This window comes from Exiguobacterium sp. s130, from assembly GCF_018619055.1.
GTDB lineage: Bacteria > Bacillota > Bacilli > Exiguobacteriales > Exiguobacteriaceae > Exiguobacterium_A.
Map to the genome: position 1 here is coordinate 538,783 of NZ_JACSNI010000002.1, position 16,019 is coordinate 554,801.

At 46.9% G+C, this 16,019-nt stretch carries 18 protein-coding genes; all 18 read right to left on the bottom strand.

What is annotated here, in order from left to right:
• Positions 1 to 22: 22 nt before the first annotated feature.
• The 18 genes from codY to rpsP all read right to left on the bottom strand — a co-directional run bounded on the left by codY (position 23) and on the right by rpsP (position 15,977).
• A complete protein-coding gene (gene codY / locus HZS85_RS06730) occupies positions 23 to 802 on the bottom strand; it encodes a GTP-sensing pleiotropic transcriptional regulator CodY (protein ID WP_023468725.1) in 780 nt (259 codons plus the stop codon).
• A 16-nt stretch (positions 803 to 818) separates the two neighbouring features.
• Positions 819 to 2,192 carry an ATP-dependent protease ATPase subunit HslU gene (gene hslU, locus HZS85_RS06735; protein ID WP_214854530.1) on the bottom strand — a complete coding sequence of 458 codons (1,374 nt, stop codon included), beginning with the start codon at positions 2,190 to 2,192 and terminating at the stop codon, positions 819 to 821.
• The gene (gene hslV / locus HZS85_RS06740) at positions 2,185 to 2,736 is read right to left on the bottom strand and encodes an ATP-dependent protease subunit HslV (protein WP_023468727.1); all 552 of its coding nucleotides are present in this window, start codon (positions 2,734 to 2,736) and stop codon (positions 2,185 to 2,187) included. The genes hslU and hslV overlap by 8 nt, the downstream gene beginning before the upstream one ends.
• Positions 2,737 to 2,750: 14 nt before the next feature.
• Positions 2,751 to 3,656 (bottom strand): tyrosine recombinase XerC, encoded by a 906-nt coding sequence (locus HZS85_RS06745; protein ID WP_251137861.1) that lies wholly within the window; start codon positions 3,654 to 3,656, stop codon positions 2,751 to 2,753.
• A 145-nt stretch (positions 3,657 to 3,801) separates the two neighbouring features.
• Positions 3,802 to 5,106: an FADH(2)-oxidizing methylenetetrahydrofolate--tRNA-(uracil(54)-C(5))-methyltransferase TrmFO gene (trmFO, locus tag HZS85_RS06750; RefSeq protein ID WP_023468729.1), complete on the bottom strand. Its 1,305-nt coding sequence runs from the start codon at positions 5,104 to 5,106 to the stop codon at positions 3,802 to 3,804.
• A gap of 3 nt (positions 5,107 to 5,109) precedes the next feature.
• A complete protein-coding gene (gene topA, locus HZS85_RS06755; protein WP_214854532.1) occupies positions 5,110 to 7,206 on the bottom strand; it encodes a type I DNA topoisomerase in 2,097 nt (698 codons plus the stop codon).
• 48 nt (positions 7,207 to 7,254) lie between these two features.
• Positions 7,255 to 8,082, bottom strand: coding sequence for a DNA-processing protein DprA (gene dprA, locus HZS85_RS06760; RefSeq protein ID WP_214854535.1), 828 nt, complete (start codon positions 8,080 to 8,082; stop codon positions 7,255 to 7,257).
• An 82-nt stretch (positions 8,083 to 8,164) separates the two neighbouring features.
• A complete protein-coding gene (sucD, locus tag HZS85_RS06765) occupies positions 8,165 to 9,082 on the bottom strand; it encodes a succinate--CoA ligase subunit alpha (protein ID WP_035406957.1) in 918 nt (305 codons plus the stop codon).
• Between the two features lie 13 nt (positions 9,083 to 9,095).
• A complete protein-coding gene (gene sucC / locus HZS85_RS06770; protein WP_023468732.1) occupies positions 9,096 to 10,256 on the bottom strand; it encodes an ADP-forming succinate--CoA ligase subunit beta in 1,161 nt (386 codons plus the stop codon).
• Positions 10,257 to 10,343: 87 nt separating this feature from the next.
• Positions 10,344 to 10,604, bottom strand: a complete 261-nt coding sequence (locus HZS85_RS06775; protein WP_056062244.1) for an EscU/YscU/HrcU family type III secretion system export apparatus switch protein — start codon at positions 10,602 to 10,604, stop codon at positions 10,344 to 10,346.
• On the bottom strand, positions 10,601 to 11,467 hold the full coding sequence (locus HZS85_RS06780; RefSeq protein WP_214854537.1) for a flagellar hook-length control protein FliK: 867 nt from the start codon (positions 11,465 to 11,467) through the stop codon (positions 10,601 to 10,603). Before HZS85_RS06780 ends, HZS85_RS06775 begins: the two co-directional genes overlap by 4 nt.
• 12 nt (positions 11,468 to 11,479) lie before the next feature.
• Entirely contained in the window at positions 11,480 to 12,232 is a 753-nt protein-coding gene (locus tag HZS85_RS06785; RefSeq protein WP_214854539.1) for a ribonuclease HII, read from the bottom strand.
• A gap of 51 nt (positions 12,233 to 12,283) precedes the next feature.
• Complete coding sequence (gene ylqF / locus HZS85_RS06790) at positions 12,284 to 13,147, bottom strand: ribosome biogenesis GTPase YlqF (RefSeq protein ID WP_214854541.1); 864 nt, start codon at positions 13,145 to 13,147, stop codon at positions 12,284 to 12,286.
• A 147-nt stretch (positions 13,148 to 13,294) separates the two neighbouring features.
• Positions 13,295 to 13,834 carry a signal peptidase I gene (gene lepB, locus HZS85_RS06795; RefSeq protein ID WP_035406947.1) on the bottom strand — a complete coding sequence of 180 codons (540 nt, stop codon included), beginning with the start codon at positions 13,832 to 13,834 and terminating at the stop codon, positions 13,295 to 13,297.
• A 104-nt stretch (positions 13,835 to 13,938) separates the two neighbouring features.
• A complete protein-coding gene (gene rplS, locus HZS85_RS06800; protein WP_023468738.1) occupies positions 13,939 to 14,292 on the bottom strand; it encodes a 50S ribosomal protein L19 in 354 nt (117 codons plus the stop codon).
• A gap of 112 nt (positions 14,293 to 14,404) precedes the next feature.
• On the bottom strand, positions 14,405 to 15,133 hold the full coding sequence (gene trmD / locus HZS85_RS06805) for a tRNA (guanosine(37)-N1)-methyltransferase TrmD (protein WP_214854542.1): 729 nt from the start codon (positions 15,131 to 15,133) through the stop codon (positions 14,405 to 14,407).
• On the bottom strand, positions 15,130 to 15,639 hold the full coding sequence (rimM, locus tag HZS85_RS06810) for a ribosome maturation factor RimM (protein WP_214854543.1): 510 nt from the start codon (positions 15,637 to 15,639) through the stop codon (positions 15,130 to 15,132). Before rimM ends, trmD begins: the two co-directional genes overlap by 4 nt.
• 62 nt (positions 15,640 to 15,701) lie before the next feature.
• A complete protein-coding gene (gene rpsP / locus HZS85_RS06815) occupies positions 15,702 to 15,977 on the bottom strand; it encodes a 30S ribosomal protein S16 (RefSeq protein ID WP_023468741.1) in 276 nt (91 codons plus the stop codon).
• Between the last annotated feature and the right edge of the window lie 42 nt (positions 15,978 to 16,019).

Consider the following 16,019-nt stretch of genomic DNA (forward strand, 5'->3'; position numbering starts at 1 on the left):
TATTAATAGCCATTTTCTATTTTTAGTTTGATTTAATTCTCTCTAATTCATATAGGAAGTTATCATTTAAGATTTTAATATACGTTCCCTTCATACCAAGCGAACGTGACTCGATGACTCCTGCACTTTCGAGTTTACGAAGTGCATTGACGATAACAGAACGCGTAATACCAACACGATCGGCAATTTTTGAAGCGACAAGTAGTCCTTCATTACCCTCGAGTTCTTCGAAGATATGCTCGATTGCTTCGAGCTCTGAATAAGATAACGAATTGATCGCCATCTGAACGACTGCTTTCTTACGTGCCTTGTCTTCCGCTTCATGAGCCTTCTCACGAAGGATTTCCATTCCAACGACTGTCGCCCCATACTCTGCAAGCACGAGGTCTTCTTCGTTGAAGTCTTCCACCATACGACCGAGGACAAGCGTACCAAGGCGTTCTCCACCACCGATGATTGGTACGATCGTCGTTTTCGACGTTTCGAACGTATCACGGTTGTCGACTGGGAATGCCGTGTGTTCGCTGTCGATGGCAATGTTTGCTGTCGTTTCAGTGACGTTAAATAGTTTTTTTGTGTAATCTTCCGGGAATTGGCGTTCTTCCAAGAAACCACGGACCCGGTCATTTTCGATTTGTTGCTTAATTGCGATACCTAGTAACTTACCGCGTCGACTTACGATGAATGTGTTCGATTCCATGACTTCGCTGAGCCGATCAGCCATGACCTTGAAATCAACATGTGTGCTTGCTTCTTGTTGTAACATCGTATTCAGCTTCCGCGTTTTCGCCAATAAATTCATTTTTTCTTCCTCCACTTTATAAGATGAACTGACTTAAGTCTCGATCATCTGCTACTTTTCCAACACGATCCGTCACGTATTGTGGCGTGATCGTTACATCCGTTTCAGGCATGTCTGCTGCTTCGAAGGATAATTCTTCAAGTACGCGCTCCATGATCGTATACAAGCGCCGCGCTCCGATATTATCCGTCTCATCGTTTACCTGTGCAGCAATTCGTGCAATTTCACGAATGGCCTCTTCTGTAAAGGTGACATGAACGTGCTCTGCCCCTAGTAATGCTTTATATTGTTTGAGTAATGCTTGATTCGGTTCAGTTAAAATTTTAACAAAGTCATCTTCCGTCAAACTGTCGAGTTCGACACGGATCGGGAAACGACCTTGGAGTTCAGGAATTAGATCAGACGGTTTCGCCATATGGAATGCACCGGCAGCGATAAACAAGATATGATCCGTCTTGACTGGTCCATATTTCGTGACGATCGTCGATCCCTCAACGATCGGCAAAATATCTCGTTGAACACCTTCTCGTGAAACACCTGCTGAATCATGTCCCTTTGTCGCAATCTTATCAATCTCATCAACGAAAATGATGCCCATTTGTTCTGCACGGCGGACCGCTTCGTCATGAACTTCATTTAAGTCAAGCAATCGTTCCGCTTCTTCTGCTGTCAAAATCGGACGTGCTTCCTTAACAGTAAGCTGGCGCTTCTTCGTTTTCTTCGGCATGACTTGTCCAAGCATATCCTGAAGATTTGCGAGCCCCTCCATGCCTTGTTGTCCGGAGAATAAATCAACTTGACGTTCTTCAACATCGACCTCGATCATTCGATCTTCGAGTTGACCTGTCAGCAATTGCTGACGGAGTAGCGAACGATCAGCTGTCGCTTCCGATGTATCTGGCTCTTGCTGCTTCTGGTTCCCACCGAACAACATCTCAAACGGATTCGTACCACCACCGAGACCAGATGACGCTTTTTTGCCAGACAACGCATCAACGATTCGTTCGTTCGCCACTGCCTCCGCCCGATCTTTAAGCGCTTCTTTTTTCTCATCTTTGACTAGACGTAGAGACGCTTCCACAAGATCTCGCACCATCGATTCTACATCGCGACCGACATATCCTACTTCCGTGAACTTCGTCGCTTCGATTTTAACGAACGGCGCTCGGACGAGTTTCGCGAGACGTCGCGCAATCTCTGTTTTTCCGACACCAGTAGGTCCGATCATCAGGATATTCTTTGGCGTGACTTCATCCCGCATCGATACATCGAGTAATTGTCGACGGTATCGATTACGTAAAGCGATCGCCACCGCACGTTTAGCATCAGCTTGTCCGATGACATGTTCATTCAACTTCTCGACGATTTGTCTTGGCGTCAATTCATGCATGGTCATTGCCTCCGATCGTTTCTAAGATGATTTGATCGTTCGTAAAGACACAGAGTTCTCCAGCCGTCTCAAGCGCCGCACGAGCGATTTCTTCTGCCGTGAGATGACTTGCGTGTCGAGCTAACGCGCGACCTGCAGCCAGCGCATAATTACCACCTGAACCGATCGCGAGAATGCCGTCATCCGGCTCGATGACTTCTCCGTTTCCGGATACAAGTAACAGATGTGTTCCATCCATGACGAGTAAGAGTGCTTCTAGTTGACGCAACATCTTATCGCCTCGCCATTCCTTCGCCAGTTCAACAGCTGCCCGTTGTAAGTTCCCGTTATACATTTCAAGCTTCGCTTCGAATTTTTCAAAGAGTGTGAACGCGTCCGCGACACTTCCAGCAAATCCGGCAATGACTTTGCCACCATAGAGGCGCCGTACTTTTTTCGCACTTTTCTTCATGATGACCTGGTTTCCGAAAGTCACCTGTCCGTCTCCACTCATCGCGGATTGTCCGTTATGTTGAATCGCAAAAATCGTCGTTGCATGAAACATCAATGTTTCCTCCCTTAGGCACGAGGATGTGCTTGTTGATAAACATGTCGTAATCGTTCCGTTGTTACGTGTGTATACTGACCGGTCGTCGAAAGAGATGCATGTCCAAGTAGCTCCTGGACCGCTCGCAAATCGGCTCCTCTTTCTAGCAGATCCGTCGCGAAACTATGACGAAGCGCATGGGGTGTCACATGTTTCCCAACGAGTTGTTCCCCTTTTTTCATGATTTTCCGAATCGCATCTGTCGTCAATCGACGCCCTGAATGAGACAAGAACAACGCTTGCTCATGACCTGCGATTGGATCTCGTGATGGTAAGTACAGTTCTAATGCATCTTTCGCAAAGGTTCCAATTGGCGCAATGCGCTCTTTCCCACCTTTTCCATACACATGGACGTAGGAATGATCAGTTGCGAGATCACGAAGATCCAGTTGAACGACCTCGCTGACTCGCATACCCGTCGCATATAAAAGTTCCACTAACGCGACATTCCGGTTACCAAGCGTATCACTCGATCGAAATGCATCGAGGAAACGTTCATATTCCGTTGGGACAAGGAATGTCGGAAGTCCTTGTTGTCGTTTTGGTGCTTTTAATCCATCAAATGGATTAGGTTCATCGGTGTCACGTGTCAAAAAACGACCAAATTGTTTGAGGCAGGAAACTTTTTGTGCAATCGTCGCCCGCGCCAGCTCCTGATCGTAAAGAGCATACAAATAACGCCGTGCACTTGCCAATTCAATCGATCGTAATTGATGATCGCGGCAAAAAGCGGCGTATTGTCGAAGTGTTTGATCATAAGAGCGACCTGTATTCGGAGATAATTGACGTTCAATATGAACATACCGCATGAAATCTTCTAGCAGTCGCTCAAAAGCAGTGTCTATCCCCATGAATGCGCCCCCTTCTGACCATTTCATTCTCGAATCGCCCTTAGCATAGCACAGACCAAGTAGTCTGACAATAGACCAAAAACCGAAAAATTAACGAAATTATCGCGCTTTTGTGACAAATTAAGAAATGGGGAGAAAGAGCGCTGAATCACGCCTTTCTCCCCATCAAAAATCACATATCCGTGAAATCTTTGATCGCTTCAAGTGCTCGCTCTGCGTAGAGCGCATACTTCTCAGGTTTTTTCATCCGAACCGGATGACCGACGAGTGCTGGTACCAATCCGAAGTTGGCATTCATTGGCTGGAAGTTCTTCCCTTCCGTCGTCGTGATATAGTGCGACATCGCACCCATCATCGTTTCCTGCGGGAACGTTACCGGTTCCGCCTCATTGACGAGACGTGCCGCATTGATTCCGGCCGTCAAACCGGACGCTGCTGACTCGACGTATCCTTCGACACCTGTCATTTGACCAGCAAAGAACAAATCGTCACGTGTACGTGTCTGATACGTTGGTTTCAACAAATTCGGTGAGTTGACGAACGTATTACGATGCATGACACCATAACGGACGATTTCTGCATTCTCAAGACCAGGAATCAAGCGAATGATCCGCTTTTGTTCGCCCCATTTCAAATGTGTCTGGAAGCCGACAAGGTTGAACAATGTTCCAGCTGAGTTATCCTGACGCAATTGAACGACAGCATATGGTCGTTTGCCTGTCTTCGGATCTTCCAGTCCGACTGGCTTCATTGGTCCGAACAAGAGTGTTTTCGGTCCGCGAGAAGCGAGAACTTCAAAAGGCATACAGCCCTCGAAGTAAATCTCTTTTTCAAATTCCTTCAGTGGAACGACTTCCGCATTGATCAGCTCATCATAGAAGAGTTGGAATTCTTCTTCCGTCATTGGACAATTCAAGTAGGCAGCTTCGCCTTTATCATATCGTGATTTCAGATAAACCTTCTCACGATCAATCGTGTCTCCATCGAGAATCGGTGCCGCTGCATCGAAGAAGTATAGGTAATCTTCACCTGTGAATTGTTTAAGTGATTCCGATAAGGCCGCACTCGTCAACGGACCTGTCGCGACGATCGTCGGACCATCTGGAATCGCTTCGATTTCTTCATGATGGACAGTAACGTTCGGATGGTTTTTCAACGTTTCCGTCACATATCCTGCGAAGTCATGCCGATCGACAGCAAGTGCTCCACCTGCTGGAACGCTCGCTAAGTCTGCCGCTTTCATGATCAAGGAATCGAGCTGACGCATCTCTTCCTTTAATACACCGACTGCATTCGTCAACTGATTTGCTCGAAGTGAGTTCGAACAGACGAGTTCTGCGAATTGGTCTGTATGGTGTGCGGGTGTCTGTTTGACTGGCCGCATTTCATATAAATCTACTTGTACGCCGCGTTTTGCAAGTTGCCATGCTGCTTCAGAACCTGCAAGTCCCGCGCCGATTACCGTTACACGTTTCAACGGTCATTCCTCCTCTTGCTCCTGATCGATGCGTGTTTCATGATGTCCACAAGATGTACATTCTACTTTCACACCGTTCTTGATTTTCTTTTGTACCATCATACTGCTACATACCGGACATGGTTCTTCGACCGGTTTATCCCATGAGACGAACTCACACTCCGGATAGTTCGAACAACCGTAGAACAAACGTCCTTTTTTACTACGACGTTCGACGATGTCGCCCGTTCCACATGTCGGACACTTCACACCAATCTCGACTTGGATCGGTTTCGTGTTACGACACTCTGGGAAGTTCGAGCACGCCATGAACTTACCATAACGTCCCATCTTGATGACCATCGGATGACCACAGACTTCACAATCTTCTCCAGCCGGTTCATCTTTGATTTCAATCTTCTCGATTTCTGCTTCTGCTCGTGTCAGACGTTTCGCAAAGGATTTATAGATTGGATCGACGACTTCCGTCCACTGCATGTCGCCTTTTTCGATCGCATCGAGTAAAGCTTCCATGTCTGCCGTGAACTGGACGGTGATGAACTCCTGGAAATAGTCGCTGATCATATCGATGACGAGTTCACCGAGTTCCGTTGGTAAAAACTTTTTCTCCTCGAGTGTCACATAACCCCGTTTTTGGATCGTATCAAGTGTCGGCGCATACGTCGACGGACGACCAATTCCGAGTTCTTCCATCGCCCGGACAAGACGTGCTTCCGTATAACGTGGTGGTGGTTGAGTGAAGTGTTGCTTCGGTTCGATCGCTGATCGTTTCAACTCTTCCCCTTCATCAAGTGGAGGAAGTAGTCCTTCCTTGACGTCTGTGACGGCCTCATCATCGGTATCTTCGATGTAAACCTTCATGAAGCCTGGGAATTTAACAGTTGATCCGTTCGCACGGAACATAACATCGTTCGAGACAAGGTCAATTTTGACGGTATCGAGAATTGCTGGCGCCATCTGACTTGCGACGAATCGTTCCCAGATCAGTTTATATAAACGGAATTGGTCACGCGATAGATACGATTTAACGAGTTGTGGCTCACGCATTGTCGAAGTCGGGCGAACCGCTTCGTGCGCATCCTGTGAGTTCGCTGATTTCTTTTCTTTGCGTTTTTCACTTGCGATGTATTCTTTTCCATACGCCTGCTCGATGAACCCGTGTGCTTCGAGGTTCGCCGATTCAGACGTCCGTGTTGAATCGGTACGCATATACGTGATCAAACCGACCGTACCTTCTTTTCCGATCTCGATTCCTTCGTATAGCTGTTGTGCGATCATCATCGTCTTCTTCGCTCGGAAATTTAGTTTACGTGCTGCTTCCTGTTGCAAAGAACTAGTCGTAAACGGTAACGCTGGATTCCGTTTCCGCTCTTTTTTCGTGACGGAATCTACTGTGAAGTCTTCTGAAAGTTGATTCAAGATTTGATCGACTTCTTCTTGCGAATGAAGTTCACGTTTCTTACCATCCACTCCGTAGAAGTTTGCTTCGAGCTTTTCACCGTTTGCATCGAGTTCGAGTTTGATCGTCCAGTACTCTTCTGGCATGAACGCATTGATTTCTTGTTCCCGGTCGATAATCATCTTAACGGCAACCGATTGTACACGTCCTGCAGATAAACCTTTTTTGATCTTCTTCCATAACAATGGACTCATGCTATAACCAACAAGGCGGTCCAAGATACGACGTGCTTGCTGTGCATCCACAAGATCATAATTGAGCTTGCGTGGTCGCTTGAACGAATCCTTAATGGCATCTTTCGTGATTTCATTGAAGACGACGCGGCACTCTGTTGATTCATCAACGCCTAATGCTTTGGCTAAATGCCATGCGATCGCTTCCCCTTCACGGTCGGGGTCGGCTGCGAGATAAATTTTTTGTGCTTTTTTCGCAGCTGTCTTGAGTTCTTTTAAGACCGGACCTTTGCCACGGATCGTGATATATTTCGGTTCATAGTCATGTTCGACGTCGACTCCCATTTGGCTTTTCGGCAAGTCAATGACGTGCCCCATCGACGCTTTCACGGTATAGTTGGATCCGAGATAACGTTTAATGGTTTTTGCCTTAGCGGGTGACTCGACGATTACTAGATATTTTGCCATTGCAATCGCTCCCTATTAGAGGCGTACTCCGTATTTTAATCTCACTTATCATAGTAGTCTCGATTCCCATTTGTCAACGTTCAGCCGAATAGTTTTTGAAACTTCTTCCGGATCAAGGAGTGGAATCGCTCCTTCTGCGATCAATTGATTCGTTCCGGCAAAGAACGTTTCAGTCGGACATCCCGGCAAACAATAGACATCTTTTCCTTGATCGAGGGCGTGACTTGCTGTGTTCATCGTACCACTTCGTTTTGCTGCCTCGACGATGATCAACGACGAGGACAATCCGGCAATAATCCGATTTCGTTCTAAAAATTGAAATTTTTGAATGGGTGTGCCAGGTGGATATTCGGAGAGAAGAAGACCATTCGAGAAGATACGTTCAAAAAGAGCAGCATGGGAAGTAGGATATAGACGATCAAGTCCGCCGGCAAGAACCGCGATCGTTGTCTGTTGATGTTTTAAGGATAGACGATGGACGAGGGCATCGATGCCATATGCGCCTCCGGAAACGGTGGCGAGATCTGGATGAAAGAAGGGTTGTAGAAAATGCATGCGGGAAAGGTGTTGCGGTGAGGGAGTTCGACTACCGATGATACTGATGCGTGGAAGAGTTAGGTGGGACGGATCACCGCGGTAAAAGAGGGCATAGATAGGTTGAGGAATCGTCAGTAGTACGGTTGGAAATAGTGGATCTCCTTTGACTAGAATTGACTCTTCGATCCGATCAAGTTGCAGTGCCTGTTCATATCGTTTTCGAAGCCGATTTGAAACGGGCAATTCATGACTTGGAACGATTCCGAACCGTTCAATCAATTGAACAATCGGATACGGTACCTGACACATGGCGAAGCGGACATACAGTTCTCGATTCATGAGATCAACGCTCCTTCTTTAAGCTTCTTATTTATATAGAAGAAAGCCGTCCTGATTTGATCAGGACAGCTCTTTTTTTGATTTATTTGACTGTGCTGTTCGTCACGCACTCGTCATAGATCCCTGCTTCTTTGATGACACGGATTAACGTCTCACCAATGACAGCTGGTGTTTCTGCCACTTCAATTCCGTTTGCACGGAGTGTCTTGATTTTTTCAGCAGCTGTTCCTTTACCGCCGGAAATGATCGCACCTGCGTGACCCATCCGTTTACCGGCAGGAGCCGTTTGACCACCGATGAAACCGATGACTGGCTTCGTCATGTTCGCTTTGACCCACTCAGCCGCTTCTTCTTCCGCTGTTCCACCGATTTCACCTAACATGATGACGGCTTTTGTTTCTGGATCTTCATTGAACGCTTTTAGTGTATCGATGAAGTCTGTTCCATTGACTGGGTCGCCCCCGATACCGACAGCTGTCGATTGACCGATGCCTGCCGTCGTCAATTGATGAACGGCTTCATACGTCAACGTTCCAGAACGCGAAACGATTCCGACATGTCCCGGTGTATGGATGTATCCTGGCATGATACCAAGTTTTGCGACACCTGGAGTGATGACGCCTGGACAGTTTGGTCCGATAAGACGAACTGGCTTGCCCTCAAGGTAACGTTTTACTTTAACCATATCAAGGACTGGAATACCTTCCGTGATACAGATGATTAATGCGATGTTCGCATCTGCAGCTTCCATGATCGCATCTGCTGCGAATGCTGGTGGCACGTAGATAATCGATGCGTTCGCACCTGTTTTGTCGACCGCTTGTGCGACCGTATCGAAGACAGGAACACCACCAAGTACTTCCGTACCGCCTTTTCCTGGTGTGACACCACCTACGAGGTTTGTTCCGTAGTCGATCATCTGTTCACCATGGAACATCCCTTGATTACCTGTAATCCCTTGAATAATGACTTTCGTCGATTCGTTCACCCAAATACTCATCTTTAGCTCCCCCTTACTTCACGAGCGCAGCAATTTTTTCTGCGCCGTCTGCCATTGATGTAGCTGCTGTAATCGCTAGACCTGAATCTTTGAGAATTTGTTTTCCTGCATCAACGTTCGTCCCTTCAAGACGAACGACGAGCGGCAATTCGAGACCGACTTCTTTTGTCGCCGCAACGATACCTTCTGCGATGACGTCACATTTCATGATTCCACCGAAAATGTTAACGAAAATCCCTTTAACGTTCTCATCCGACAAGATTAGTTTGAAGGCTTCTGTTACCTTCTCCTTCGTCGCACCACCACCGACATCAAGGAAGTTCGCAGGATCACCACTGAAGTGTTTGATGATATCCATCGTTGCCATGGCAAGACCAGCACCATTGACGAGGCAGCCGATATTTCCATCGAGCGCGATGTAGTTCAAATCACTCTTCGATGCTTCGACTTCGCGTGGATCTTCTTCTGTTTCATCACGTAACGCCACGATGTCCGCATGACGATATAATGCGTTCGAGTCGAAGTTCAACTTCGCGTCCAGCGCGAGAACTTCACCATCCTTCGTCGTAACGAGTGGGTTGATTTCTGCGATTGAACAATCCTTGTCGACGAAGAAATTATAAAGTTTCGTGACCATACCGACGAACTTGTTGACGAGCTTCACAGGAACACCCATTGCGAACGCAAGTTTACGCGCTTGGAATCCTTGAAGACCAACTGCAGGATCGACGACTTCTTTAATGATTTTTTCCGGTGTCGCTTCCGCCACCTCTTCGATGTCCATACCACCTTCGCTTGATCCCATGATGACGACACGTCCTGTCACACGATCAAGTACGATTCCAAGATAGTATTCTTTATCAATCGCACAGCCTTCTTCGACAAGAAGACGTTGAACGACTTTTCCTTCGGGACCTGTTTGGTGCGTGACGAGCGTTTTGCCGAGTAACTCCGTCGCATATTCCTTCACTTCTTCTTGCGATTTCGCAAGCTTGACGCCACCTGCTTTACCGCGTCCCCCCGCGTGAATTTGAGCTTTGACGACTTTAATCGGGCCTGACAATTGTTCTGATGCATCGACCGCCTCTTCGACGGTGAAGGCTGCGATTCCGTTTGGTACGGGTACCCCGTACGAACGAAGTAATTCTTTTGCCTGATACTCATGTACATTCATGAAAAAATCCCCCTTAACCCCTTTAGTTTCGGCTCTTTCATTGTAGTTAAAATTGGAAGCGCTGTCTATCGTTATCGACCGAAAGCTTTATTTTTTCAGAATTCCATTTTGATCAAGACGATATAAAAAGGCGAATAATTCGGCAATGACACCGTATAGTTCTTCTGGGATCTGTTCTGATACTTGAACAGCATCCAGTAACGTCATTAGCGTTTCGTCCTGCCGGATCGGAATATCGTGCTTTAATGCCTCTTCTAAAATCCGTTCCGCGATGTGTTCTGATCCCTTAGCGACGACTTTCGGCGCATGCATTTGTTCTTCGTATGATAGAGCAATCGCTTTTTTCATATATGGAGATCCACCCTTCCATTACGCGTCGAGATATCATGTGGTATGCGTTCTTTCGTCTGTTCGACCCAATCGAATCGTGTCAATGCGTAACCTTGTTCCTCAAGACGCGTCTGAATTTGCGGCGTGTAGGCTTGCATGAACGTATTGACGTATGCGTTTGGATGAAAGACGGAAATTGAAACGTTCCGGTCTACGATCAAGACATCAATTGCGACCTCACCAAGCGTCGGTAATTGTAAGTATAAGACGACCCGGGCATGATTTGGATCAAACGTTCGTTCGAACGGTGCTTCCATCATGAGATCAACATCTTCGAAAGGTCCGAATTGAGGTAATTGAAATAAATATACTCCTTTTCCTACTTCATTCGTTGCTTGAACGAGTTGTTGCGCTAAAATCTGATCACTCGTCTTTCGATCAAGCGATCGACCTGCCTCGTCGCCCTTTGCCAATTGAACGAGTTCAGTAAGAGCGTGTTTTAACTGCTTCGCTTCTCCTTCCGTCACGGGTTGACCGATTTGCCTTAGTAGTTCCCGTGTTTCCGCAGTCGGTACCATCTGGCGCTGTAAAAAGGAATCGAGTAACTGTGGTAGAGCCGACTTTTGCGGAACAGACTCGGTCGAGATGATTTTTAAGACCGGTTGTCCCTCTGCTGAAACGACTTGAAAGCGATACATGTTCCCTTCTTTTAGTTCAGCCGTCGTCCCAGCCGTCAAGACGCGTTGACCGACTTGGAGTTCCATCAATCCGTCCGGCAACAGTTTCAATACTTTACCGACGATGTTTGCGCCTTCCCGTAACGGTAAGTTCGCATGATCGATGATTTTAAATGGTAGTAAGGCACGATGTTCGATGTGCATGCTCGATCCCTCCTAGAGACGTTCTTTGACAGGACGGAATGTTTTTCGGTGAATCGGTGTGACGCCAAGTGTATCAAGCGCTTGTAAATGCGTCGCAGTCCCGTAACCTGCGTGAGTTTCAAATCCGTATCCCGGATACTCGATCGCGTATTGTTCCATCATCGCATCTCGTGTCTCTTTTGCGACGACGCTCGCTGCAGCGATGGAGACACTTCTCGCATCTCCTTTGATGAGAGAGAGTTGTGGTGTATCGTCGTCGAGTGTCATCGCATCAACCAACAAGGCATCAGGTTTGAGTTGACGAACCGCGACTTGCATTGCCCGTTTCGATGCTTGATAGATGTTGATCTCGTCAATTTCAGCTGGTTCGATGATGCCGACCGCAATCTCTGCAACGTCTTGTAGGTGTTTAAATGCCGCTTGTCGTTGTATTTTACTCATTTGTTTTGAATCTGTTAGTCCTGGATGATAGAACCCTTCTGGTAAGATAACAGCTGCCGCGACGACTGGACCAGCAAGCGGTCCCCGTCCCACTTCATCCACTCCGGCAATCCGTCTATATCCTCGCTGATGATACTGTTCTTCGAACGTGAACCGCTCCTTGAAATCGATCCGTTGTTGCTCTTCGAGAGCAAATCGTCGTTCTGTCTGACGAAACAGTGTATGCACCCCTTTTCGCGCGTCCGATGCGAGTTCCTGCTTCAATTGTGAAAACTCCTCGATCGTGATGTTGTGTAGACGTTCCTTTAATTCCGTAATCTTCATCTGTTTCGCTCCTTTGAAAAAAACTTGGACATCGAAGGATGTCCAAGTCCGTTATGCACGCGTTTCCCATTCTTCCACTGTTTCGAGCGTCACACGCCCTAGCTTTTCCGTCCGTAGTTCATGCAGAAGCATTTCACTCGTCCGTTCGAAATCGACGTAGCCACCTGAAACGAATCCGCGCTTTTTACCGATGGCTTCGAGTACATCAACCGCTTCTCCTGATACTTCGTCGAGACGATAACGCTCACGTAACTGCTCCGGATAACGCGTCTTGAGCTCACGAAGGGCAAACAGCGCGATATCATCGATGTTTAAGATATCATCCTTGATCGCTCCTGTCGCTGCCAACCGATACCCGACGACTTGATCGTCGAACTTCGGCCAAAGGATACCTGGTGTATCGAGTAATTCCATCTCGCCTGTCTTCATCTTGATCCATTGCTGGCGTTTCGTCACACCTGGGCGGTCACCCGTGATCGCAATGTTCCGACCGGCGAGTCGATTGATGAGTGTCGACTTCCCAACGTTTGGAATGCCGATGATCAAGGCACGAATCGCACTCGGATTCCGACCTTTCTCCCGCATTCGTGCATGTTTTTCTTTCATTAGTCGTAAAGCACCTTCATGAATTTGATTCAATCCTTTATTGTGCTTCGCGTCGACCGCGACGACATCGACACCATCTGCCCGTAATGCGTGCATCCACTGTTCTGTCACTCGTTTGTCCGCCATATCCGCTTTGTTGAGGACGATCAATCGTGGCTTACCTGCCGTGATTTGTTCGACCATCGGGTTACGGCTCGACATTGGAAGACGTGCATCGACAAGTTCGATCACGACATCGATCAACTTTAATTTTTCTGTGACTTCCCGCCGTGCTTTGGCCATGTGACCGGGGAACCATTGAATCGTCATATCCTTCACCTCGTTCATATATTCCTGGACTTCTTGCTGATCATACGATACTTGAAAAAACATCCACTCTCTAGTATACGCAACTTAAGACAAGAAAAGAAGATGAGGTACTTACTTTTCACGGTAAGCGTCTCATCTTCTTTCGTTTTAATCGACAGAGCGTACATCATTGAATGGATAGAATACGAAGTTCGTCGTTCCGACGATTTGATCCTCATCCACAAAACCGATATCACGACTATCTTTTGAATTTTGACGATTATCTCCCATGACGAATACCTTCCCTTTTGGAACAGTCGTTTTTCCTGTCCGTTCCTCAAGTGTAAAGTCCTCCGTCAATGGAACACCATTCATCTGAGCTTTGTACTCTTTTAAATACGGTTCAGCTACTTTCTTATCGTTGACGTACAACGTATCGTCTTTATAATACATCGTATCTCCTGGAACAGCGATCACTCGTTTGATATAGTCGCGTGTTTCCGTTGCATGAAAGACGACGATATCGCCTCTTTCTGGTTCATTAAAATAATACGGAATCTTATTGACGATCATCCGATCCGCATTGTGTAAGGTCGGCATCATCGATTCCCCATCGACGATGACGGGTACGAACAGGAACGTTCGAATGATGAACGCGATGACAAGCGCTACGACGAGCGCTTTTACCCAACTGAATAACTCCTTCACGAATTCCACTCCCTTGATTAACGCAATTTCTTCCTATGGACTAGTATACGCATAAACAACAAAAAAAAGAAGCTTGTCCGGAGACAAGCCACTTTTTCACATGATTAACGACGAATTTCTTTAATACGCGCCGCTTTACCACGAAGGTTACGGAGGTAGTAAAGTTTCGCACGACGGACTTTACCGTAGCGAACAACTTCGATTTGTGCAACACGTGGTGAGTGGAGCGGGAAAGCACGCTCAACGCCAACTCCGTAAGAAATTTTACGGACTGTGAATGTTTCACTGATGCCGCCACCGTGACGTTTGATGACTACGCCTTCGAAGAGCTGAATACGCTCACGCGTACCCTCGACGACTTTAACGTGTACACGGACTGTATCCCCAGGACGGAACGCAGGGACGTCTGACTTGATTTGTTCTTGTGTAAGTTCACGGAACAATTGTTGTGTGTTCATGAATGATTTCTCCTTTTTTCACCAATGTTCTTATCTTCATTTGCTTTCAGCATCCGACAGCGGAACATCGTTAATGGGTGGCTTTTGCCACATGTTTTAACTTATCATAGATTCAATCGTTTGACAATCCTGAAATCGATTCTAAATAAAGACGATCATCCTCGGTTAATGGAGCATCAGTCAACAGATCCGGACGACGCTCAAATGTCCGCTTTAATGACTGTTCCCGTCGCCATTTTGCAATCCGGGCATGATTGCCTGATAACAAGACGTCTGGCACCTGGTATCCGGCATATTCAGCAGGACGTGTATAGTGTGGATATTCAAGAAGTCCCGTCGAAAAGGAATCATCTTCATGACTCTCAGACGCACCGAGGACATCCGGTAAGAGGCGGACGACAGCGTCAATCATTGTCATCGCAGCCAGTTCCCCTCCCGTCAAGACGAAGTCCCCAAGCGAGACCTCATCCGTTACAAGATGATCATGAATCCGCTGATCAAATCCTTCGTAATGACCACATAGGAAGACCAGTTCTTCTTCTTGTGCCCACTCTTCTGCCATCCGTTGCGAAAAACGTTTACCGGTCGGTGTCATGACGATGATTCGTCGTTTTCGTTCCGGCAGACTCGCCATCGCGTCGAAGACGGGTTGAGGGGTCAACAGCATGCCTGCTCCCCCACCATACGGATAATCATCGACTTTACCATGACGATTCGTCGAGAAGTCTCGAAAATTGATTGTTTCAAGACTGACACGTTCATCATCTTGCGCTCGCTTGACGATTGAATGATCGAGCGCTGAAAACATTTCCGGAAACAGCGTCAACACTCGGATGTTCATTCTTCAATCAATCCTGGAAGCGGTGTGATCTGGATACGTTTTTGCTCGACATCGACGGAAGCAACGACTTGCTCGATATACGGGATCAGGACATCCTTTTTCCCATCGCGTTTGATCGTCCAGACGTCGTTTGCGCCTGTTTCAAGAATGTCGGATATGACTCCGATTTTCGTCTCACCGTCATAAACCGTACAACCGATGATCTCATGATAGTAAAATTCATGCTCGTCTAAGTCTTGCAAATCTTCTGCGTGGACATAGAGTTTCAATCCTTTATACTTCTCGACTTCATTAATATGGTGCATCCCTTTGAACGTCACCATGATGAATTGTTTGTGTTTTCGGTAACCACTGATCGTCACCGGTGTATACGTACCTTCAGAGCCAATGAAGACTTCCTTTCCGACTTTAAAGCGTTCTTCCGGGAAGTCCGTGCTCGCGAGTAACTTTAATTCACCTTTTAGACCATGTGTATTGGCGATTTTCGCAATTTCCAACCATTCCATTCATTTCACTTCCTTTCTTGAATTAAAAAAAGGAGGTAAGCTTTTGCTCACCTCCTAACGTCTTACTTCGCGAGTTTCGCGTTGTGGAATTTCTCCATGATACCAGCTTGTGAGAAGAGGTTACGAACTGTGTCCGAAGGTTTAGCACCTTCAGAGAGCCATTTAAGAGCTAGCTCTTCGTTGATTTTAACTTCTGCTTCTGGTTTAGCAACTGGATTGTAGTATCCGATTTGCTCGATGAAACGACCATCACGTGGTGCACGTGAGTCTGCTACTACCACACGGTAGAAAGGTGATTTTTTTGCGCCCATGCGCTTAAGACGAATTTTAACTGCCATTCGTAAGTCCCTCCAAATAATAGATGATTTTTTCGTTTAGTC